The following is a 20,881-nucleotide window of genomic DNA, read 5'->3' as shown; positions in this document are numbered from 1 at the left end:
TTGGCTTCATCAGAAGTTGTAGGAATCCTTGATGGTGATATCCTTGTAGCGCTTCATGCCGGTACCGGCCGGAATCAGCTTGCCCAGGATGACGTTCTCCTTCAGACCGATCAGCGGATCGACCTTGCCGCGGATGGCGGCTTCGGTCAGGACGCGCGTGGTCTCCTGGAAGGACGCAGCGGACAGGAAGCTTTCCGTGGCCAGGGAAGCCTTGGTGATGCCCAGCAGGATACGCTTTGCCACGGCGGGATTTCCGCCTTCCATGATGGCCTTGCGGTTGGCTTCCTCAAAGCGGAAGATATCCACCAGGGAGCCGGCCAGCAGATCGGTATCTCCGCTTTCCTCCACCCGGACTTTCCGGAGCATCTGGCGGATGATGATTTCGATGTGCTTATCGCTCACGCCAACGCCTTGCAGGCGGTAGACGGAGAGGACTTCCTTGAGCAGGTATTCCTGAACGGCCTTGACACCCAGGATCCGCAGCAGGTCGTGCGGGTTGATGGAGCCTTCGGTCAGTTCATCACCGGCTTCCACATGGTCGCCTTCGGCAACCTTCAGGCGGGAACCGTAGGTGATCTGGTAGGACTTGGTGTCCTTGGGATCTTCATCAGAGGTAATGACCAGTTCACGGCGCTTCTTGGTCTCCTGCATGGAAACCGTACCGGCGATCTCCGCCAGGATGGCATCCCGCTTCGGCTTCCGGGCTTCGAAGAGTTCCTCGACGCGGGGAAGACCCTGGGTGATGTCGTCCGCGCCGGCGATACCGCCGGTATGGAAGGTACGCATGGTCAGCTGGGTACCGGGTTCACCGATAGCCTGGGCTGCAATGATACCGACCGCTTCACCGACATCCACCTTGCCGCCGTGGGCCATATTCTCGCCGTAGCAGCGGGCGCAGACACCGTTTTCGGTGCGGCAGGTGAGGACGGAACGGACCATGGCCTTCTTGATGCCGCGGGACACAATCTCATGCGCCATACGGTAATCGATTGGCTCATTCATGCGGACCAGCACTTCGCCGGTGGCGGGATCAATGATATCCTCGGCGGCGGTGCGGCTGCGCAGGCGGTCTTCCAGAGATTCAATGGACTGCTTGCCGCTCATGAGTTCGCCGATCTGGATGCCGCGTACGCGTTCTCCGCGGGCTGCGAAGCAGTCTTCCTCGCGAACGATGACTTCCTGGGAAACGTCCACCAGACGGCGGGTCAGGTAACCAGAGTCCGCAGTACGGAGGGCGGTATCAGCCAGGGATTTCCGGGAACCGTGGGAGGAGAGGAAGAATTCCAGCACCGTCAGGCCCTCACGGAAGTTTGCACGAATCGGCAGCTCAATGGTCTTACCGGAAGGAGAGGCCATCAGGCCGCGCATGCCGGCCAGCTGGGATACCTGCGCGGAAGAACCGCGGGCGCCGGAGTCGGTCATCATGCGGATGGGGTTGAACTCATCCAGGTTCGGCAGGATCTGGTTTTTCACGTTGTTGGTGCATTCCGTCCAGATGTTGATGACGCGGTTGTAGCGTTCATCCTCGGACAGAAGACCGCGGCGATACAGGTTGTTGACCTTGCGGACGGCTTCATCCGCCTCGGCCAGCATGGTTTCCTTGCAGGCGGGCACCTTGATGTCCGACACGGAAACGGTGATGGCACCGACCGTGGAATACTTGAAGCCCAGCGCCTTGATGGCGTCGAGCACCTGCGCGGTGCGGTGTTCACCCTGCGTATGGAAGCACTGGTCCACGATCTTGGACAGCTGCTTCTTGCCGACCAGCTCGTCCACTTCCAGCGCGAACATATCGTCCAGGCATTCCCGTTTCCGGAAGCCCAGGTTCTGCGGCAGGGCGTCGTTGAAGATCAGGCGGCCGAGGGTGGTGTCGATCAGGCGGCTGCCGGTCTCACCCTTGAAGGTGCGCGTGATGCGGACCTTGATGGGGGACTGGAGCGTGATCTGACCCATGGAGTAGGCCATGATGGCTTCATCCTCGGAGGAGAAGATCCGGCCGGCTCCCTTGGCGTTCTCGTTGATAATCGTGAGGTAGTAGCAGCCGATAACCATGTCCTGGGAGGGCGAGATGACCGGGCGGCCGTCCTGCGGCTTCAGGATGTTGTTATGGGCCAGCATCAGGAAGCGGGCTTCCGCCTGGGCTTCCATGGAAAGCGGTACGTGGACGGCCATCTGGTCGCCGTCGAAGTCAGCGTTGAACGCGGTACAGGCGAGGGGATGCAGCTTGATGGCCTTGCCCTCAACCAGCACAGGCTCGAATGCCTGGATGCCCAGGCGGTGCAGCGTGGGCGCACGGTTCAGCAGGACGGGATGGTCGCGGATGACTTCCTCCAGGATGTCCCAGACTTCCGGACGCACCTTGTCCACGGCTCGCTTGGCGGACTTTACATTGTGGGAATACTTCAGGGTGACCAGCCGTTCCATGACGAAGGGCTTGAACAGCTCCAGCGCCATTTCCTTCGGCAGGCCGCACTGGTACAGCTTCAGCTCAGGACCGACCACGATAACGCTGCGGCCGGAATAGTCGACACGCTTACCGAGCAGGTTCTGGCGGAAACGACCCTGTTTACCGCGCAGCAGGTCCGACAGGGACTTCAGGGCGCGGTTTCCGGGACCGGTGACGGGACGGCCGCGGCGGCCGTTGTCAATCAGGGCGTCCACAGATTCCTGCAGCATGCGCTTTTCGTTGCGGACGATGATGTCCGGAGCGCCCAGCTCCAGCAGCCGCTTCAGGCGGTTGTTCCGGTTGATGACCCGGCGGTACAGATCGTTCAGGTCGGAGGTGGCAAAACGGCCGCCGTCGAGTTGGATCAGGGGACGCAGGTCCGGGGGAATGACGGGAACGACGGTCAGGATCATCCATTCCGGCTTGTTATGGCTGGTACGGAAGGATTCGACCACTTCCAGGCGCTTCACCGCACGGGCACGCTTCTGGCCTTCGGTTTCGCGGTCGCGTTCCTTTTCAGTCAGCTGGGCCACTTCCGCTTTCAGTTCAGCAGACAGCTTGTCCAGGTCCAGCTCCAGCAGCAGGTCACGGATCGCTTCGGCACCCATTTTGGCGACGAAGGAACCCTTGCCGCAGCGGGCTTCGATTTCGCGGTAGCGCGCGTCATTGATCAGCTCCAGCCGCTTCAGGCCGGTTTCTTCCGCGTTGCCGGGATCCAGCACGATGAAGTTGGCAAAGTACAGGACCTTCTCCAGGTTACGGGGAGAAATATCCAGCAGCATGCCCATCCGGCTGGGGATTCCCTTGAAATACCAGATATGGCTGACAGGGGCGGCCAGCTGAATGTGGCCCATCCGCTCCCGGCGCACCTTGGCGCGGGTAACCTGCACGCCGCACTTGTCGCAGATCTTGTCCTTATCCTTGAACTTGATCCGCTTATACTTACCGCAGTTGCATTCCCAGTCCTTGGTGGGTCCGAAGATGCGTTCGCAGTACAGACCGTCCCGTTCGGGCTTCAGGGTGCGGTAGTTGATGGTTTCAGGCTTGGTGACTTCACCGTGGGACCAGGCGAGAATCTGCTCCGGGGAAGCCATACCGATCTGAATGGAATCGAGGTTAGAAAGTTCGAACAAAAGGGGCATCTCCCTTCTTTATTACAGATCAGATGTCATCGTCGTCAAGGTTCAGGTCGGAAAGATCTTCCACGCTGAAGTCTTCCAGATCTTCCATGTCAGCGTCTTCCAGATCGAAAGCGGAATCAGCATCGCTGCCGCCCAGATCCAGATCATCTTCGGACATGCTGAAGGCTTCATCGGCGGCCTGGTCGATATCCTCTTCGGATTCCGCTTCACCGGCGCCTTCAGGCAGCTCTTCCGCAGAAGGAGCCGCGGCGGCGGGACGGAAGGAAGGTTCGGGCTGGGGCAGGTCTTCCGGATCCAGCTCGGGGATTTCGATCTCGTTCTTCTGGGCATCCAGCACGCGGACATCCAGGCTCAGGGCCTGCATTTCCTTCAGCAGGACCTTGAAGCTCTCGGGAACACCGGGGGTCGGAATGTTCTGGCCCTTGATGATCGCTTCGTAGGTCTTGACACGGCCGACGGTATCGTCGGACTTGACGGTCAGGATCTCCTGCAGGGTGTTCGCGGCGCCGTAGGCTTCCAGCGCCCAGACTTCCATTTCACCGAAGCGCTGTCCGCCGAACTGGGCTTTACCGCCCAGGGGCTGCTGGGTCACGAGGCTGTAGGGACCGGTGGAACGGGCGTGCATCTTGTCGTCCACCAGGTGATGCAGCTTCAGGAAGTACATGATACCGACGGTGACGGGGTTTTCGAAATAGTCGCCGGTCCGGCCGTCCCGCACGCGGATCTTGCCCTGGCGGAAGAGCGCTTTGCCTTCCTCATCCAGGTCCAGGCGGAGAGGCTTGCCGTTGTGGAAGTGATACTCCGTCACATGCGGATCGTTCAGGTCTTCGGGAGCGGCCATCTTGGCTTCCGCCTTTTCGAGATGCTCCAGGATTTCCTCGTAGGTTGCGCCGTCGAAGACGGGGGTGGCAATGTGCCAGCCCAGTGCGCGGCAGGCCAGGCCCAGGTGCACTTCCAGCACCTGTCCGAGGTTCATACGGGAGGGAACGCCCAGCGGGTTCAGCACGATCTGCAGGGGAGTGCCGTCCGGCAGGAAGGGCATATCCTCTTCGCGGAGAATCCGGGAAACAACGCCCTTGTTGCCATGGCGGCCTGCCATCTTGTCGCCGACGGAGATCTTCCGCTTCTGGGCGATGTAGATGCGCACCATTTCGTTGACGCCGGGGGAGAGCTCGTCCTTGTTTTCCCGGGTGAAGACTTTGACATCGACGACGATGCCGCCCTCACCGTGGGGCACGCGCAGGGAGGTATCCCGGACTTCGCGGGCTTTCTCGCCGAAGATGGCGCGCAGCAGGCGCTCTTCAGCGGTCAGCTCGGTTTCGCCCTTGGGGGTTACCTTACCGACCAGGATGTCGCCGGCATGAACTTCCGCACCGATGCGGACGATACCGCCTTCATCCAGGTCCTTAATGGCGTCGTCGGAAATGTTCGGGATGTCCCGGGTGATTTCTTCCGGCCCCAGCTTGGTTTCGCGGGCTTCGGACTCGAACTCTTCAATATGGATGGAGGTGTAGATATCCTCCTTGACCAGCTTTTCGGAAAGCAGGACCGCGTCCTCGTAGTTGTAGCCTTCCCAGGTCATGAAACCGATGAGGGCATTGCGGCCCAGGCCGATTTCACCCTTCTCGGTGGAAGGACCGTCCGCCAGGAGGTCACCCTTTTCAATCTTCTGGCCGGCGGAAACCACCGGGCGCTGGTTGATGCAGGTGGACTGGTTGGAACGGGCAAACTTGGTGAGCAGGTAGGTATGGCGCTCGCCGAAGTTGTCGCGGATCACGATATGGTCGGCATCCACGGTTTCCACGACGCCGTCTTCCTTCGCGAGGAGGACCACGCCGGAGTCGTGGGCGGCACGGTATTCCATACCGGTGGCGACGAGGGGCGCTTCAGGCACCAGCAGCGGCACCGCCTGGCGCTGCATGTTGGAGCCCATCAGGGCGCGGGTCGCGTCGTCGTTTTCCAGGAAGGGAACCATGGCGGTGGCCACGGACACGACCTGGCGGGGGCTGACGTCGATGAAGTCCACCTGGGAAACGGGAACCTCGACGATTTCGGCCTTGTCACGGACCGTGATCCGGTCGTGGACAAAGGTGCCGTCTTCATTCAGGGGTTCGTTGGCCGTGGCGACCTTGAACAGGTCTTCCTCATCGGCGGTCATGTAGTCGATTTCATCCAGCACACGGCCGTTTTCCTTGTCCACACGGCGGTAGGGCGCTTCGATGAAGCCGTATTCATTGATCCGGGCATAGGTGGCCAGGGAACCGATCAGACCGATGTTCGGACCTTCAGGCGTCTCGATCGGGCAGATCCGCGCGTAATGGCTGTAGTGCACGTCGCGGACTTCGAAGGAAGCACGGTCACGGTTCAGGCCGCCGGGGCCCAGGGCGCTCAGGCGGCGCTTGTGGGTCAGCTCGGCCAGGGGGTTCGGCTGGTCCATGAACTGGGACAGCTGGGAGGAACCGAAGAATTCCTTGATGGCGGCGCTGACCGGACGGATGTTGATCAGGTCGCCGGGCTTGATGTCGCCGCTGTCCTGGATGGACATCCGCTCGCGAACCACGCGCTCCAGGCGGCTCAGGCCGATCCGGATCTGGTTCTGCAGGAGCTCGCCGACGCTGCGCAGGCGGCGGTTGCCCAGGTGGTCGATATCATCGGTGGTGCCGATGCCGAAGGGCAGGCCCAGCATATAGTTGATGGAAGAAACGATGTCATCCGGGATGATGTGCTTCGGCACCAGAGCCGCGACATTCTCCTTCACCGCTTCAAACAGCTGATCCTCGCTGACGGAATTCTTGATTTCCATCAGGGTGGGGTAGTGGACCATTTCCAGGATGCCCGCTTCCTTCGGGTCGAAGGGCAGGTAAACGGAAGCGTCCACAAAGTTGTTGCCGACCACCTTGCGGATATTGCCGTCGCAGTCCAGCAGCACAGAGTTGACACCGGCGTTCTGGATTTCACGCGCAACACTCAGCGGGATGGTATCGCCTTTTTTGATCATGACCTCGCCGGTCTGGGGATTGATGATATCCTCAGCCGCCACGTGGTTGTGGATCCGGGTGGCGATGGAAAGCTTCTTATTATACTTATAGCGGCCCACGCGCATCAGGTCGTAGCGCTTGGGGTCAAAGAACAGGGAATTGAACAGATTGGTGGCGCTTTCAATGCTGGCGGGCTCGCCCGGCTTCTGGCGCTTGTAGATCTCGATCAGGCCCTCTTCGCGGGACTTCGCGTTGTCACCCTTCTGGAGGGTGGACATCAGCCGCTCATCCTCGCCCATCAGGTCGATGATTTCGGCGTCAGTGCCATAGCCCAGCGCACGGAGGATCACGGTGATCGGGAGTTTCCGGGCGCGGTCGATCCGGACCCAGAGAACGTCGTTGGAGTCTGTCTCATATTCCAGCCAGGCACCGCGGTTCGGGATAATCTGGGAGGAATACAGCGGCTTGCCGGCCTTGTCCAGGGCTACGTCGAAATAGACGCCCGGGGAACGGACCAGCTGGCTGACAATGACGCGCTCCGCACCATTGATGATGAAGGTTCCGTGCTCGGTCATCAGGGGGAAGTCACCCATGAAGACGTCAGATTCCTTGATCTCGCCGGTTTCCTTGTTCTTCAGGCGAACAAAGACCTTGAGCGGGGCGGCGTAAGTCATGTCCCGTTCCCGGCAGCGGGCGACAGAGTTTTTCGGTTCGTCGAGAGAGTAGTCCACGAATTCCAGGACGAGATTCCCATTATAGTCGGTAATGGGGGATACGTCGTTCAGAACTTCGCGGAGATCGGTATCGAGAAAGCGTTGATAGGAGTTCTTCTGCACTTCGATCAGGTTGGGCATTTCGAGAACTTCATCAATGCGCGAGAAGCTCATACGCTGACGGAGCTTCCCCATGTGGACCTCGTGTACCATGTTATGAAATCACCCCTTATTCTGTCCGCACAGGACCGCCTTCGGGACTTGAAAATCGGACTTGCAATTCACACAGAACCTGTGTAAAATAACCCCATCCGAAACCCTCCAAAAACCACCAAGACGATACTGATGCAATTGTAAAGTTTATCATGGCAAGAGGGAATTGTCAACGGAAAAATGTCGGATAATATGCTCTTTTTTTAATATTAATAAGGAAAAGATTCTTTCAGCCGGATCCGGAAAGAGGATGCCGGCTGCGAACTGGAGAGAACCGTTTTGAGAAGACTGCTGGGACTGCTGACTGCCGTGGGACTGTTTCTGGGAGGAACGGCGTTCGGGGAAGGAATCCCCGCATCTCCCGGACCGGAAGCGCCCGCGCCGGTCCGGATCGCCCGGCCGGAACCGGAGCCCACCCCCGTAATGCCCGCAGTGATCAACTGTGTGGCGGATCCGGGGGCGGACGCCGGTTTTCATTTCCCGATGGATGCGGATCTTCTCCACATCTGGTTTCCGAATATCATGAACGCGGATGAAGCCATCCTCATCTTCCAGGGGGAGACCTGGCTGATTGACTGCGGGGATGAAAAAAACGGCGCCCGGGGGGCTGAACTGATCAGCTGGCTCGGAATCGACCGGATCCGGAAACTTTTCAATACCCACCCGCATCATGACCATCTGAACGGACTCCGGATTACCGATGAAACCGCGAAGGTGGAGGAACTGCGGATCTGCTTCGGCGGCGCCTCCACAGAGCATATGATCCGCGCGCTGACCTACGCGGAGGAAAACGGAATCCGCGTGGCGGAATTCCGGGACGGCAGTGAATTCGCGATGGGCGACGGATCGGTGACCCTGAAGTTCTGGTGCAACACGGATCCGTCCCTGGATATGAACAACCAGAGTGCACAGACCCTGGTCCGGTACGGGGAACGGACGATCCTGTTCACCGCGGATATGGAGCGGAGCGGACAGGCAAACCTCCTCAGCCGGGTACCGGCATCCGCCCTGAAGGCGGACCTGCTGAAGTATCCCCATCACGGAAAGACCCCCCTGGAGGATGATTTCCTGCGGGCGGTAAGTCCGGAGGCGGCCATCATCACCAACAAGACGGTTCCGGACTGGGGCGGGGTCCGCTACCTGGCTGCAAAAGGCATCCCGTATATCTATACGAACCAGACCGGGGTATATCTCCACCTGGTCACCGACGGGGAGCACTGGATTGTGGAACAGGTCCCGCAGGACCGGGTCGGGAAGATCCGGTAAAAATACAGACGCATATGCCGGGCGGCGGGAACTGTCCGGCATATTTTTTTGCCTGTGGAAAGCGACAAAGGCGTTGACAACGATGCGATTCAATGATATGATAGTCGAGTTGCATCATGCCCCGGGTGAAGTGCGCTCTTTTTGAGGCGCCCTTTTCCGGAACGGGAAGGAGGTCTTCGACGGATGGAAATGCTGAAAGCGGGCGGCCGCAAGGTTGTCGGAATGAAGCAGGTGCTCCGTGCGCTGAAGGCCGGAACCGTCTCCCGGGTGTATGTCGGCAGCGATGCGGACACGTTCATCTACCAGCAGGTGGTCCGGGGCGCGGAAAGCGCCGGGGTTCCCTGCGTACGGGTGGCGTCGATGAAAGAGCTCGGAATGGTCTGCGGTGTGGACGTACCCACGGCCGCGGCCGGCCTGCTCCGGTGAGATGCCCCGCTTCATATTATAAGATGAAGGAATCCGCCCACTATGCCTTCCAGATCCTGAGGGTTGCGGGATCTTGAGGATATCATTCAGGAGGTGCTGTAATGCCCACAATTAATCAGCTTGTCCGTAAGGGACGTGAACGGGCTGCCAAAAAGCCCACCGCTCCGATTCTGCAGGGTTGCCCCCAGAAGCGCGGTGTGTGCCTGAGCGTCAAGACACAGACGCCGAAAAAGCCGAACTCCGCCCTGCGGAAAATCGCGAGAATCCGCCTGACGAACTCCATCGAAGGTACCTGCTACATCCCCGGTATCGGCCACAACCTGCAGGAGCATAGCGTTGTGCTGATCCGCGGCGGCCGTGTTCGGGACCTGCCCGGCGTTCGTTATCACATCATCCGCGGTGCTCTGGATACCGCCGGTGTGGCCAAGCGGATGCAGGCGCGTTCCCTGTATGGCGCGAAGCGCCCGAAGAAGTAAGTCACCAGCTGCCGACGCAGTCCGAAAGGCGGGCTGAGCCGCAGGTGATCCTGCCGGAGTTCTTCGGAACAGGAATTCCGGACGGGAGAACAGGAGCGGCAGCCGCATCCGGCCTATTCGCGGCCGGGACCCCGTGATGCTGACACAGGGTCGGAGGAAGAGGAAGCCAAAGCACTTACATCAGGAAAAGAATTGAGGAGGGAAACCTATGCCCCGTCGCGGTTTTGTACCGAAACGTGAAGTACTGCCGGATCCCGTACACGGGACGACAGTTGTTACCAAATTGATCAATCAGATTATGCTGGACGGGAAGCGCGGAGTTGCGCAGAACGTCTGCTACCAGGCTTTTGAGACCGTTGCCGAAAAGACCGGCAAGCCGGCGACCGACGTTTTCCAGGAAGCCCTGAACAACGTCGCGCCCCAGCTGGAAGTCAAGGCCCGCCGCGTGGGCGGTGCCACTTACCAGGTCCCGATCGAGATCCGTCCGGAACGCCGCCAGACCCTGGCCCTGCGCTGGATCGTGGATTTCGCCCGGAAGCGCGGTGAGAAGACCATGGCTGAGCGTCTTGCCGGAGAGCTGATGGACGCCGCGAACAACACCGGCGCTGCCGTCAAGCGTAAAGAGGAAATGCACCGTATGGCCGAGGCCAACAAGGCATTCGCTCACTATCGCTGGTAATCAATCTGTGTTCCGCGGCATGAACCGGCCGCAGGACGAAAGGAGCAAAAGCCAAGTATGCCCAGAAGCCACCCACTTGAAAGAGTCCGGAACATCGGTATCATGGCTCATATCGATGCCGGAAAAACCACTACCACCGAGCGGATCCTGTTCTATACGGGCAAGAATTACCGCATCGGTGAAACCCACGAAGGAACGGCCACCATGGACTGGATGGTCCAGGAACAGGAACGCGGCATCACGATCACTTCGGCTGCCACCACCTGCTTCTGGCATGATCCCCATGACCCGACCAACGCCAAGAAACAGTATCGGATCAACATCATTGACACCCCCGGTCATGTGGACTTTACCGTCGAGGTGGAACGCAGCCTGCGCGTGCTGGACGGCGCTGTAAGCGTCTTCTGCGCCAAGGGCGGTGTGGAACCCCAGAGCGAGACCGTGTGGAAGCAGGCGGAGACCTATCATGTTCCCCGCATGGCGTACGTCAACAAGATGGACATCACCGGCGCTGATTTCTACCGCGTTGTGAGCATGATGCAGGACCGTCTCGGCGCGAATGCGGTACCGATCCAGCTTCCCATCGGCAAGGAGAACACCTTCCGCGGGATCATCGACCTGGTCCGGATGCGCGCAGAGGTCTACTATGACGACCTGGGACAGGACGTCCGGGACGAGGACATTCCCGCGGATATGCAGGAACTGGCCGAAGAGTACCGTGCGAACCTGATCGAAAAGGTCGCGGAAACAGACGACGCCCTGATGGAGAAATACCTGGAGGGCGGCGAACTGACCGAAGAAGAGATCCGGACGGCCATCCGCAAGTGCACCATCGCCTGCACGATGAACCCCGTGCTGTGCGGTACCAGCTACCGCAACAAGGGCGTTCAGCCGCTGCTGGACGCGGTGATCGACTACATGCCCAGCCCGCTGGACATTCCCGCCATCGACGGCGTGGACCCGGACGATCCCGAGAAGAAGATGGAACGGCATCCCTCCGATGACGAACCCTTCTCCGCGCTTGCGTTCAAAATCATGGTTGACCCCTTTGTCGGGAAACTCGCATTCTTCCGCGTATATTCCGGCACACTCGCTGCCGGCAATTACGTGATGAATTCCACCAAGCAGAAGCGGGAACGCATGAGCCGCATTATGCTGATGCACGCCAATCACCGGGAAGAGGTGGATACCATCTATACCGGTGAAATCGCCGGCGCGGTCGGCCTGAAGGACACGACCACGGGCGATACCCTGTGCGATGAAAACCACCAGATCATCCTGGAAAGCATGGTCTTCCCGGATCCCGTGATCGAAGTTGCCATCGAGCCCAAGACCAAAGCCGGTCAGGAGAAGATGACGTACGCGCTTCAGCGGCTGGCTGAAGAGGATCCGACCTTCAAGACCTACACCAACCAGGAGACCGGACAGACGATCATCGCCGGCATGGGTGAGCTGCATCTTGAAATCATTGTGGACCGCCTGCTGCGCGAATTCAAGGTTGAGGCAACCGTGGGCAAGCCCCAGGTTACCTACAAGGAAACCATCCGGAAACCCGCGAAAGCCGAAGGACGCTACGTGCGCCAGACCGGCGGCCACGGCCAGTACGGTCACTGCTGGATTGAGATCGAACCCCAGGAGCCCGGCAAGGGATACGAGTTCGAGAGCCGGATCGTCGGCGGCGTGATTCCGAAGGAATTCATCAGCCCCATCGACCAGGGAATCCAGGAAGCGGCCAAGAGCGGCGCGATTGCCGGCTACGAAGTGGTCAACTTCAAGGCGGCGGTTACCGACGGTTCCTACCACGACGTGGACTCCTCCGAAATGGCGTATAAGATCGCGGCCAGCATGGCTTTCAAGGAAGCTGTGCGTAAGGCGGATCCGTGCCTGATGGAGCCCATGATGAAGGTCGAGATCATCGTTCCGGACCAGTACCTGGGCGACGTGATGGGCAATGTGTCCAGCCGCCGCGGCCGGGTGGAAGGCACCGAAATGCGTGCACAAGACCAGATTATTCACGCCTTTGTTCCGCTGAGCGAAATGTTCGGCTACACGACAGATCTTCGTTCCCGTACCCAGGGCCGCGGCATGTTCACCATGCAGTTTGACCACTACGAGGAAGTACCGAAGAGCGTCGCTGAAAAGATCATCGGCAAGAAAGTTAATGCCTGACAAGGATTTTAAGGAGGGAAACCCCAATGGCGAAAGGACATTATGAACGGACAAAGCCCCATGTAAACATCGGGACGATCGGACACGTTGACCACGGCAAGACGACCCTGACCGCTGCGATCACCATGACGCTGAGCCTGAAGGGCGAAGCGCAGGCGATGCGTTACGACGAAATCGACAAGGCGCCCGAAGAAAAAGCACGTGGAATCACCATCAACACCGCTCACGTTGAGTACGAGACCAAGAAGCGTCACTATGCTCACGTGGACTGCCCCGGCCACGCTGACTATGTTAAGAACATGATCACCGGTGCCGCGCAGATGGACGGCGCGATCCTGGTTGTTTCCGCTCCCGACGGCCCGATGCCCCAGACCCGTGAGCACATCCTGCTGGCCCGTCAGGTTGGCGTGCCCTACATCGTTGTGTTCATGAACAAGACGGACATGATGGACGACGAAGAGCTGCTGGAGCTGGTCGAGATGGAAATCCGCGAACTGCTGAGCAGCTATGACTTCCCGGGCGATGACATCCCGATCATCAAGGGCAGCGCCCTGAAGGCCCTGGAGTACATCCAGAACGGCGGCACCGACGTGGACAACGCTCCCGAGTGCAAGTGCATCTGGGAACTGATGGATGCTGTTGACAACTACATCCCGGAACCCGCCCGTGCGACGGACCAGCCCTTCCTGATGCCTGTTGAAGACGTGTTCAGCATTTCCGGCCGCGGCACCGTGGCTACCGGCCGTGTTGAGCGCGGTACCGTGAAGGTATCTGACGCGGTTGAAATCGTCGGTCTGATGGAAAAGCCCCGCAGCACGGTTGTTACCGGTGTTGAAATGTTCCACAAGCTGCTGGACCAGGCGGAAGCCGGCGACAACATCGGCGCGCTGCTGCGTGGTATTCAGCGGAACGAAGTCGAGCGCGGCCAGGTTCTGGCGAAGCCCGGCAGCATCCATCCGCACACCCACTGCATCGGCCAGGTGTACGTGCTGACCAAGGAAGAAGGCGGCCGTCACACCCCGTTCTTCAACGGCTATCGTCCGCAGTTCTATTTCCGGACGACGGACGTTACCGGCAACATCAAGCTGCCCGAAGGCGTTGAAATGGTGATGCCCGGCGACAACATCGACATGGAAATCACCCTGATCACCCCCATCGCTATGGAACAGGGACTGCGCTTCGCTATCCGTGAAGGCGGCCGTACTGTGGGATCCGGCGTTGTGGCGAAGGTCATCGAGTAATCAATCTATCAGGAGGGATTCCAAATGGCAAACGCCGCTCGTAACAAGGTTTGCCTTGCCTGCACCGAGTGCAAGCAGCGCAACTACAACAACATGAAGAACAAGAAGAACACCCCGGATCGCATTGAGCTCATGAAGTACTGCCCCTTCTGCAAGAAGCACACGACTCATCGCGAGACCAAGTGATCCAACATCAACAGATGCTGTGAGGATGTGAACAAGATGTCTGAAGTAAAGAAGGCGGCTGCACAGGCGGAAACAACTGTGAAGAAGGCCGAAGCACAGGCTGAAAAGGCTGTGAAAAAAGCCGGCGAAGGAAAACTGAGCAAGATCCTGAACTGGTTCAAAGCACTGCCCCAGCGGATCAGCAAGCCCTTCAAGAACATGTTCTATGAACTGAAGAAGGTCACCTGGCCCAGCAAGAAGAAGCTGATCAACTATTCCGTGATCGTTCTCCTGTTCATGCTGTTCATGGGCATCGTCATCGGCCTGCTGGACGCCGGCGCTACCACCCTTATCAATCTGCTCATGTAATTCATAGGAGAGACAGTCATGGCTGAAAACAAGAAAGAGGCCTGCTGGTATGTCATCCACACCTATTCCGGCTATGAGAACAAGGTGAAGGACACGCTGGAAAAGTCCGTTGAAAACAACGGAATGCAGGACCTGATCCTGGACGTCCGCGTTCCCATGGAAGAAGTCATGGAGATCCGGAACGGAAAGCGCGTCAAAAGCACCCGGAAGGTTTATCCCGGTTATGTGCTGGTGCACATGATCGAGACCAGCGAAAGCTGGTACGTCGTGCGGAATACCCGCGGCGTGACGGGCTTTGTGGGTCCTGATTCCAAACCTGTTCCGCTGACCCAGGAAGAAGTGGACATGATGCTCAATACCGAGCAGTCCAGCGTCGACTTCGGATTCGCGATCGGCGAAAACGTCCGGATTCTGTCCGGTCCTCTGGAAAATTTCAGCGGCGTGGTGGAAGACGTGGACACGGTCCGCGGCAAGCTGACCGTCAAGGTGCAGATGTTCCTTGGCCGGGAAATGCCCGTGGAAGTGGATATCGACCAGGTCGAGAAAGACAACTGATTCCCCGCTCCTGTGCAACGAATCGATGCAACGGGGAAGAGCCGCCGGAAGGGGCTCTCCCCTGCATGATCGTGGGAGGAAGCCAGAGGCTTCCGCTCTACCACATTTATTTATGGAGGTGCCACTCAAATGGCAAAGAAAGTACAGGCTTATATCAAGCTGCAGGTTCCTGCCGGTAAGGCAACACCCGCTCCGCCGATCGGTCCCGCGCTGGGCCAGCACGGCGTGAACATTCCCGGATTCTGCAAGGAATTCAATGACCGCACGGCCAAGGAAGCCGGCATGATCATCCCCGTGGTGATCACGGTTTACACCGACCGTACGTTCACCTTCATCACCAAGACGCCTCCGGCGCCCGTGCTGATCAAGAAGGAACTGAACCTGCAGAAGGCCAGCGGCCGTCCCAACAAGGAAAAAGTTGGCCAGCTGACCAAGGAGCAGTGCCGTAAGATTGCTACCATTAAGATGCCCGACCTGAACGCCGGCAGCATCGAAGCCGCCATGAGCATGGTGGCCGGAACCGCCCGCAGCATGGGCGTGACCGTCGAAGAGTAACAAATCGGGGCGCAGCCCCTGATCAATGTGGGAGGACAATGTGCCGCTAATACCACATGGGAGGAATGAAACAAATGAAACATGGTAAGAAATACAGCGACAGCCTGAAGCTGATCGACCACCTGAAGCAGTACGATCCCGAAGAGGCCGTTGACCTGGTTGTACAGACCGGCAAGGCCAAGTTCGACGAGACCGTGGAAATCTCCGTCCGTCTGGGCGTCGACCCCCGCCATGCTGACCAGCAGGTCCGCGGCGCCGTGGTCCTGCCCCATGGAACCGGCCGCACCATCCGCGTGCTGGTCATCGCCAAGGGCGACAAGGCCAAGGAAGCGGAAGAAGCCGGTGCCGATTATGTAGGCGCTGAAGAAATGATCCAGAAGATCCAGCAGGAGAACTGGTTCGAATTCGACGTCTGCGTGGCCACCCCTGATATGATGGGTATGGTCGGCCGCATCGGTCGTGTGCTGGGCCCGAAGGGCCTGATGCCCAACCCGAAGTCCGGCACCGTGACCATGGACATCACCCGGGCCGTGAAGGATATCAAAGCCGGTAAGGTGGAGTACCGCCTCGACAAGACCGCGATTATCCACTGCCCGATCGGCAAGGTTTCCTTCGGCAAGGAAAAGCTGCAGGAGAACCTGAACGTCCTGATGGAAGCGATCAACAAGGCGAAGCCTGCTGCCGCGAAGGGAACCTATATGAAGAGTGTTTATCTCTCCAGCACCATGGGTCCCTCCGTGCGTGTCAATCCGCTGAAGTTCTGATCAGAACCGAAAAAGAACGGGAAGCAGTTAACTGCTTCCCGTTTTCCTATGCTTTTCACTTCTTTACCGGCATTGAAGTTTCCTGGCTGCCCGGTGCTTTTCCTTCACCTGATACATCATCTTGTCGCTGTGGTGGAGGCAGTCTTCAAATGTCATGCCGTTTTCCAGTGACGTCACATAGGCACCGCAGCTGGCACTGACCTCAAAGGAACGGTCTTCCCGGAGGTTGAGTTCCCTGAGCTTCTGCTCAAAGGAAAGGACAAACCGCTTCGTATCCATTTCACTGGTGCGGGGGAGGAAGACGAGGAATTCATCACCGCCCATCCGTGCACCGATGCCGTTTTTCGGCAGGGAACCACGGATGGCCTCGGCGATCAGCCGGATGGCGAAATCCCCGGCCTGGTGGCCGTAGGTGTCGTTGACGCCCTTGAGGTTGTCCAGGTCAAAGGAGATGAAGCCGACGGTTGCATGCTCCAAGCAGAGGGTATTCCACTGCGGTTCTACCTTTTCCATGATCCCGCGGCGGTTATCCAGGCGCGTGAGCACGTCCGTGATGCTGCTGAGGCGCCTTTCTTCGTAGAGGCGGCGCAGTTCATCCCGGTTGTGGATGTTCCGCAGCGCACCGGAGAGCGTTACGCTCCAGTGCTGGAAAAAGGCGGTCGGGAGCTCGCCGCTGTCATAATGGAATACCGCATAGCCGTAATTGAATTCCCGCTGGTGCAGCAGCGTCAGGTAAAATACCTGCGGTTCATCTGCGCGCTCCGCCATCTGGGGAAGCAGGTCCCGGCGGCTGAAGGAAATCATCGGCATTCCGTTATCCTGCTTGTCCCGCATGGAATGCACCAGGCAGGCCGTATCGGTCATCTGCTCGGCAAAGATCCGTTCCCCGTCCGCTTTCCGGCTTTCCTCAAACAGGCAGAGGTAGAAATCCCGGATCATGGGGGTGTCTGCCTTCTTTTTGTCCAGGGCGGCATGGAGCTCTTCGATGGTATCCGCCGCGCTGGTTTCAATGGTGAAATAGGTCATGTTGACTTCCCGGCCGCCCAGGCGGTCCGCCTCGGCGGAACGCAGGATGCTCAGCTCCCGGTACTGGTCCTGCGGACGCTCGCTGCAGCCGCAGCTTTCGCCAAAGATCAGCTTTCCGGGCACCGGAATCCGGCGAACATCATGATGCCGGTCCGGGGAATCCCCGGTACGGATCTGGCGGTCCAGCTCCTCAAACCCCATGCGAACCATGGCTTCGAAATCCTGCTCCACCGTGGTCAGCGTGGAACAGTCCAGCGTAATATCCGGTATGTTGTCATAGCCGGTGACGATCACGTCGTCCGGCACTTTGATGCCGTGCCCGGCCAGTTCCCGCTCCAGGCCGACGGCCATGAAGTCGTTGGCGCAGACCACGGCCTGCGGGGCTTCATTATCCACAAAGAAATGCCTGTAAGCGTCTTCACTGCAGGTATACCACATGTTCCCATAGAAGACGTCCCGCTGATCATCAATTTCAATTCCATGGTCGGCCATTTCCCGGCGGAAGGCTGCCAGGCGGAATTCGCTGTCCGGATGGCCGGGATACCCGGCGAGGAACGCAATCTGCGTCAGATCGTGGTCATCCAGCAGGTGGCGGATGAGGGGACGGATGGTGATATCCTCATCCGTGTAGGTGCAGTCAAACTCATCGCTGAAATGGCGGACAGCCACCACCGGGCAGGCGGCCCGGCGGCGGATTTCGTTCAGCAGGGCATCCCGGAACCCTTCGATTTCATAGGTGTCCGGGGCCATCAGGATTCCGTCCAGCTTCTCAATCGGCGCAAAGGAGAACATGCGGCGCTCCTGTGCGTCGTATTCATTCTGGCTGGCGAAGTAACCAACCGTGGAGAAAACCACCACGTCATAGTCCAGCTTGCGGGACAGCTCTTCCAGCACCCCGTAAACCGCATTGTCGAAGACAGAATAGGCTTTGCAGAGGAAGACGCCGATCGTCTTCCGCTTTCCGGCAATCACAGAATGTCCACTCCCTTTTCGGAAACAAAGAAATATGAGACGAGAATAACGCACTGAAAGTTACTTTACAGACATATTCTACGTCTCAATATGTAATTCCTTCATCCGGAATATACTTTTTTCTATTCGTTTTATAGAAGAGTGGTCCGAAACGGAAGATTACAGGACCTTCTTCAGGAAATCCCGGGTACGCTGCTCTTTGGCAGCAGTAAAGATTTCGGCCGGGGTCCCTTCCTCCACGAGCTTCCCTTCGTCAAAAAAGAGAACGCGGTCAGCTACTTCACGGGCAAATCCCATTTCATGTGTAACACAAACCATGGTCATCCCGCTCTGCGCCAGTTCCTTCATTACGTCGAGCACTTCGCCGACCATCTCCGGATCCAGGGCGGAAGTGGGCTCATCAAAGAGCATCACCTGGGGCTCCATGCAAAGGGCACGGACAATCGCGACGCGCTGCTTCTGGCCGCCGGACAGCTGGCTGGGATAGGCGTTTGCCCGGTCGGCGAGGTTGACGCGTTCCAGCAGGGACATGGCGGTTTTTTCAGCTTCAGCCTTGGATTTCTTCAGCAGTTTGATCGGGGCCAGTGTCATGTTTCCCAGGACTGTCATGTGGGGGAACAGGTTGAAATGCTGGAAGACCATGCCCATCTTCTGGCGGTGGATATTGATATTGACCTTGGGATCGGTGATATCCGTACCCTCGAAGGTAATGACGCCGGCGGTGGGCAGTTCCAGCAGGTTGAGGCAGCGCAGGAAAGTGCTTTTGCCGCTGCCGGAAGGCCCGATGATTACCACCACTTCGCCTTTATGGATATCCACATCCACACCGCGGAGCGCCTGCAGCTCCCCGCCGTTGAAATGCTTGGCCAGGTTGCGGACGGAGATGATAACAGAATTCTCAGTGGTCACTTTGACGCAGCCTCCTTTCCAGTTTCCCGATCAGTTTGGTCAGTACAATCGTAACGAGCAGGTAAAGGAGACCGGAGATAATATACGGGGTAAAGGCGGAATACGTCCTGGACCGGATATAGTCACCGGCCTTGGTGAGCTCCGTCAGCGCGATATAGGACAGGATGGACGTTTCCTTGATCAGGGCGATGAACTCGTTGCACAGGCTGGGGAGGGCGGATTTGGCCGCCTGGGGGAGGATAATCCAGAACATGGTCTTGGTTCCGGAGAAGCCCAGGGAACGGCCTGCTTCGGTTTGCCCCTTGTCCACGGACATGATGCCGCCGCGGACAATCTCAGCCACATACGCGGCGCTGTTGATGCCGCAGGCGATGACGCCAACGATCACCTTTTCGATGCGGATGGAGCCGAAGATTCCGAAGTTGATAATCAGCACCTGGAGCAGCAGCGGCGTTCCGCGGATCAGGTCAATATAGAACTTCGCAAAGCCGCACAGGAAGCGAAGGATCCAGTTGCCCAGCTTTTTGAAGGGATCCGTGCCGCGGTAACGGTATTCCGTTACTTCGGGAAGCCGGAGGACGGCGAGGATCGTACCCAATAAAGTACCGAAAATGATCGCCAGGAGGCTGACCTCCAGGGTGACCAGCAGGCCGTTCAGGTACTGGAGCCAGCGGTCGCCGAAGATGGCGTTCATATAGATTTCCTTGTAAAGGGACTGGAAGAAATTCAGCGGCTGCCCGGATTTGACGAGGGCTTCAATCGGCTGCCACCATTGTTCAAAAATGGTCATGGGATTCTCCTTACTGTTATATCGATCAAAGCCGTAGAGAAATTTTCTCTACGGCTTTGTACCACCCGGCAGAACGCTTATTCGGCCGCTTCCTCCGCGTCGAACTCGGTCTTGGTCAGGTGCTTTTCTTCCAGCGCTTCGAAGAAGCCTTCGGCCTTCAGTTCATCGATGGCCTTGTCGATCTTCTCCAGGAGCTCAGCATTGTCCTTGTTGACTTCGATGCCGTACCAGTCAGCCTGCAGGCCCATATCCACGATTTCCAGGGTGGCGTCATTCAGGGAAGCCAGAATGGCCATGCCGACCGGCTTGTCCACGATGACCGCGTCGATCTTGTTGCCCTGGAGGTCCATGATGGCATTGAGGAAAGTCTTGTACTGGGCGACGTTTTCCATACCGGTGATCTCTTCCGCGGCAAAATCGCTCGTGGTGCCCTGCTGGACGCCGATGACCTTGCCCTTCAGGTCTTCCGTGGTAGCATAGCCGCTGTCCTTTTTGATGACAACGATCAGGCCGGCGTTGATATAGCCCTGGGAGAAATTGACGTTGAGCTTGCGCTCATCGGTAATGCTGATGCCGGAAACGCCAATGGTGTCTTTGTTGGTCATGACCGCGGCGATGACAGCGTCGAAGTCCATGGCTTCGAATTCGACATCAAAACCGGCTTTTTCAGCGATCGCATTGATCATGTCCACATCGTAGCCGACGTAGTTTTCACCATCCACAGACTCGAAGGGGGGATATTCCGGGTTGAATGCGACGGTCACAGTTTCAGCCGCGGCAGTACCGATCATCAGCATAGCCAGCAGCAGGGCGATGATTCCGAGCAGATTCTTTTTCATTGATTTCAGCCTCTCTTTCGTGATTCACAATTCCTGGGATTGAAAACAGTGCAAGTATATCACCGGGTTTTTCCCCTGTCAACGGCAAAATGCATTTTTATTCATGTTTTGAATGTTTTTCGTCTGTACATAGCATTCATTACTGTATAATTGCGAAAAAGCAGGCGGACAATTCAATACAGATGCAT

Annotated in this window: 17 protein-coding genes; 11 read left to right on the top strand and 6 right to left on the bottom strand. The window is 58.1% G+C overall.

From position 1 onward, the window contains the following. Nucleotides 1-9: 9 nt before the first annotated feature. Nucleotides 10-3,579 carry a DNA-directed RNA polymerase subunit beta' gene (gene rpoC / locus JNO48_02610; protein ID QTE68818.1) on the bottom strand — a complete coding sequence of 1,190 codons (3,570 nt, stop codon included), beginning with the start codon at nt 3,577-3,579 and terminating at the stop codon, nt 10-12. Nucleotides 3,580-3,607: 28 nt separating this feature from the next. Beyond that, nucleotides 3,608-7,492: a DNA-directed RNA polymerase subunit beta gene (gene rpoB, locus JNO48_02605; GenBank protein QTE68817.1), complete on the bottom strand. Its 3,885-nt coding sequence runs from the start codon at nt 7,490-7,492 to the stop codon at nt 3,608-3,610. A gap of 279 nt (nt 7,493-7,771) precedes the next feature. Between rpoB and JNO48_02600 the strand changes: the two genes are divergently transcribed. From JNO48_02600 to rplA, 11 genes are all read left to right on the top strand, one after another. Then, nucleotides 7,772-8,758 (top strand): MBL fold metallo-hydrolase, encoded by a 987-nt coding sequence (locus JNO48_02600; protein ID QTE68816.1) that lies wholly within the window; start codon nt 7,772-7,774, stop codon nt 8,756-8,758. Between the two features lie 183 nt (nt 8,759-8,941). Then, nucleotides 8,942-9,184: a ribosomal L7Ae/L30e/S12e/Gadd45 family protein gene (locus JNO48_02595; protein ID QTE68815.1), complete on the top strand. Its 243-nt coding sequence runs from the start codon at nt 8,942-8,944 to the stop codon at nt 9,182-9,184. A 101-nt stretch (nt 9,185-9,285) separates the two neighbouring features. Continuing rightward, the gene (rpsL, locus tag JNO48_02590; GenBank protein ID QTE68814.1) at nt 9,286-9,660 is read left to right on the top strand and encodes a 30S ribosomal protein S12; all 375 of its coding nucleotides are present in this window, start codon (nt 9,286-9,288) and stop codon (nt 9,658-9,660) included. A 208-nt stretch (nt 9,661-9,868) separates the two neighbouring features. Then, nucleotides 9,869-10,339, top strand: a complete 471-nt coding sequence (gene rpsG, locus JNO48_02585) for a 30S ribosomal protein S7 (protein ID QTE68813.1) — start codon at nt 9,869-9,871, stop codon at nt 10,337-10,339. Between the two features lie 57 nt (nt 10,340-10,396). Further along, complete coding sequence (gene fusA, locus JNO48_02580; GenBank protein ID QTE68812.1) at nt 10,397-12,508, top strand: elongation factor G; 2,112 nt, start codon at nt 10,397-10,399, stop codon at nt 12,506-12,508. Nucleotides 12,509-12,534: 26 nt separating this feature from the next. Then, nucleotides 12,535-13,749, top strand: coding sequence for an elongation factor Tu (gene tuf, locus JNO48_02575; protein QTE68811.1), 1,215 nt, complete (start codon nt 12,535-12,537; stop codon nt 13,747-13,749). A 24-nt stretch (nt 13,750-13,773) separates the two neighbouring features. Beyond that, nucleotides 13,774-13,935, top strand: coding sequence for a 50S ribosomal protein L33 (rpmG, locus tag JNO48_02570; protein QTE68810.1), 162 nt, complete (start codon nt 13,774-13,776; stop codon nt 13,933-13,935). Nucleotides 13,936-14,013: 78 nt separating this feature from the next. After that, nucleotides 14,014-14,283 carry a preprotein translocase subunit SecE gene (gene secE / locus JNO48_02565; protein QTE69663.1) on the top strand — a complete coding sequence of 90 codons (270 nt, stop codon included), beginning with the start codon at nt 14,014-14,016 and terminating at the stop codon, nt 14,281-14,283. 18 nt (nt 14,284-14,301) lie between these two features. Then, the gene (gene nusG, locus JNO48_02560; GenBank protein ID QTE68809.1) at nt 14,302-14,838 is read left to right on the top strand and encodes a transcription termination/antitermination factor NusG; all 537 of its coding nucleotides are present in this window, start codon (nt 14,302-14,304) and stop codon (nt 14,836-14,838) included. Nucleotides 14,839-14,967: 129 nt separating this feature from the next. Further along, nucleotides 14,968-15,393: a 50S ribosomal protein L11 gene (rplK, locus tag JNO48_02555; protein QTE68808.1), complete on the top strand. Its 426-nt coding sequence runs from the start codon at nt 14,968-14,970 to the stop codon at nt 15,391-15,393. A 74-nt stretch (nt 15,394-15,467) separates the two neighbouring features. After that, complete coding sequence (gene rplA / locus JNO48_02550; GenBank protein ID QTE68807.1) at nt 15,468-16,157, top strand: 50S ribosomal protein L1; 690 nt, start codon at nt 15,468-15,470, stop codon at nt 16,155-16,157. Between the two features lie 63 nt (nt 16,158-16,220). On the opposite strand, the gene JNO48_02545 is transcribed toward rplA, so the two are convergent. The 4 genes from JNO48_02545 to JNO48_02530 form a co-directional block, all read right to left on the bottom strand. Then, nucleotides 16,221-18,155 (bottom strand): GGDEF domain-containing protein, encoded by a 1,935-nt coding sequence (locus tag JNO48_02545; GenBank protein ID QTE68806.1) that lies wholly within the window; start codon nt 18,153-18,155, stop codon nt 16,221-16,223. A 159-nt stretch (nt 18,156-18,314) separates the two neighbouring features. Next, entirely contained in the window at nt 18,315-19,043 is a 729-nt protein-coding gene (locus JNO48_02540; GenBank protein QTE69661.1) for an amino acid ABC transporter ATP-binding protein, read from the bottom strand. A gap of 10 nt (nt 19,044-19,053) precedes the next feature. After that, nucleotides 19,054-19,758, bottom strand: coding sequence for an amino acid ABC transporter permease (locus tag JNO48_02535; protein QTE69662.1), 705 nt, complete (start codon nt 19,756-19,758; stop codon nt 19,054-19,056). A gap of 173 nt (nt 19,759-19,931) precedes the next feature. Further along, the gene (locus JNO48_02530; GenBank protein ID QTE68805.1) at nt 19,932-20,693 is read right to left on the bottom strand and encodes a transporter substrate-binding domain-containing protein; all 762 of its coding nucleotides are present in this window, start codon (nt 20,691-20,693) and stop codon (nt 19,932-19,934) included. Between the last annotated feature and the right edge of the window lie 188 nt (nt 20,694-20,881).

This window comes from Clostridiales bacterium, assembly GCA_017569285.1.
Classification (GTDB): Bacteria; Bacillota; Clostridia; order Christensenellales; family Aristaeellaceae; genus Aristaeella.
The sequence above is the reverse complement of the archived record's forward strand: the minus strand, read 5'-3'. Positions and strand labels throughout refer to the sequence as shown.

What these genes read in the sequence shown, in the direction of transcription:
- JNO48_02530 (QTE68805.1), bottom strand. Translation starts at nt 20,693, where the DNA reads ATGAAAAAGAATCTGCTCGGAATCATCGCCCTGCTGCTGGCTATGCTG.
- tuf (QTE68811.1), top strand. Translation starts at nt 12,535, where the DNA reads ATGGCGAAAGGACATTATGAACGGACAAAGCCCCATGTAAACATCGGG.
- nusG (QTE68809.1), top strand. Translation starts at nt 14,302, where the DNA reads ATGGCTGAAAACAAGAAAGAGGCCTGCTGGTATGTCATCCACACCTAT.
- JNO48_02535 (QTE69662.1), bottom strand. Translation starts at nt 19,758, where the DNA reads ATGAACGCCATCTTCGGCGACCGCTGGCTCCAGTACCTGAACGGCCTG.
- fusA (QTE68812.1), top strand. Translation starts at nt 10,397, where the DNA reads ATGCCCAGAAGCCACCCACTTGAAAGAGTCCGGAACATCGGTATCATG.
- rpsG (QTE68813.1), top strand. Translation starts at nt 9,869, where the DNA reads ATGCCCCGTCGCGGTTTTGTACCGAAACGTGAAGTACTGCCGGATCCC.
- rplA (QTE68807.1), top strand. Translation starts at nt 15,468, where the DNA reads ATGAAACATGGTAAGAAATACAGCGACAGCCTGAAGCTGATCGACCAC.
- rpsL (QTE68814.1), top strand. Translation starts at nt 9,286, where the DNA reads ATGCCCACAATTAATCAGCTTGTCCGTAAGGGACGTGAACGGGCTGCC.
- rplK (QTE68808.1), top strand. Translation starts at nt 14,968, where the DNA reads ATGGCAAAGAAAGTACAGGCTTATATCAAGCTGCAGGTTCCTGCCGGT.
- rpoB (QTE68817.1), bottom strand. Translation starts at nt 7,492, where the DNA reads ATGGTACACGAGGTCCACATGGGGAAGCTCCGTCAGCGTATGAGCTTC.
- rpmG (QTE68810.1), top strand. Translation starts at nt 13,774, where the DNA reads ATGGCAAACGCCGCTCGTAACAAGGTTTGCCTTGCCTGCACCGAGTGC.
- JNO48_02595 (QTE68815.1), top strand. Translation starts at nt 8,942, where the DNA reads ATGGAAATGCTGAAAGCGGGCGGCCGCAAGGTTGTCGGAATGAAGCAG.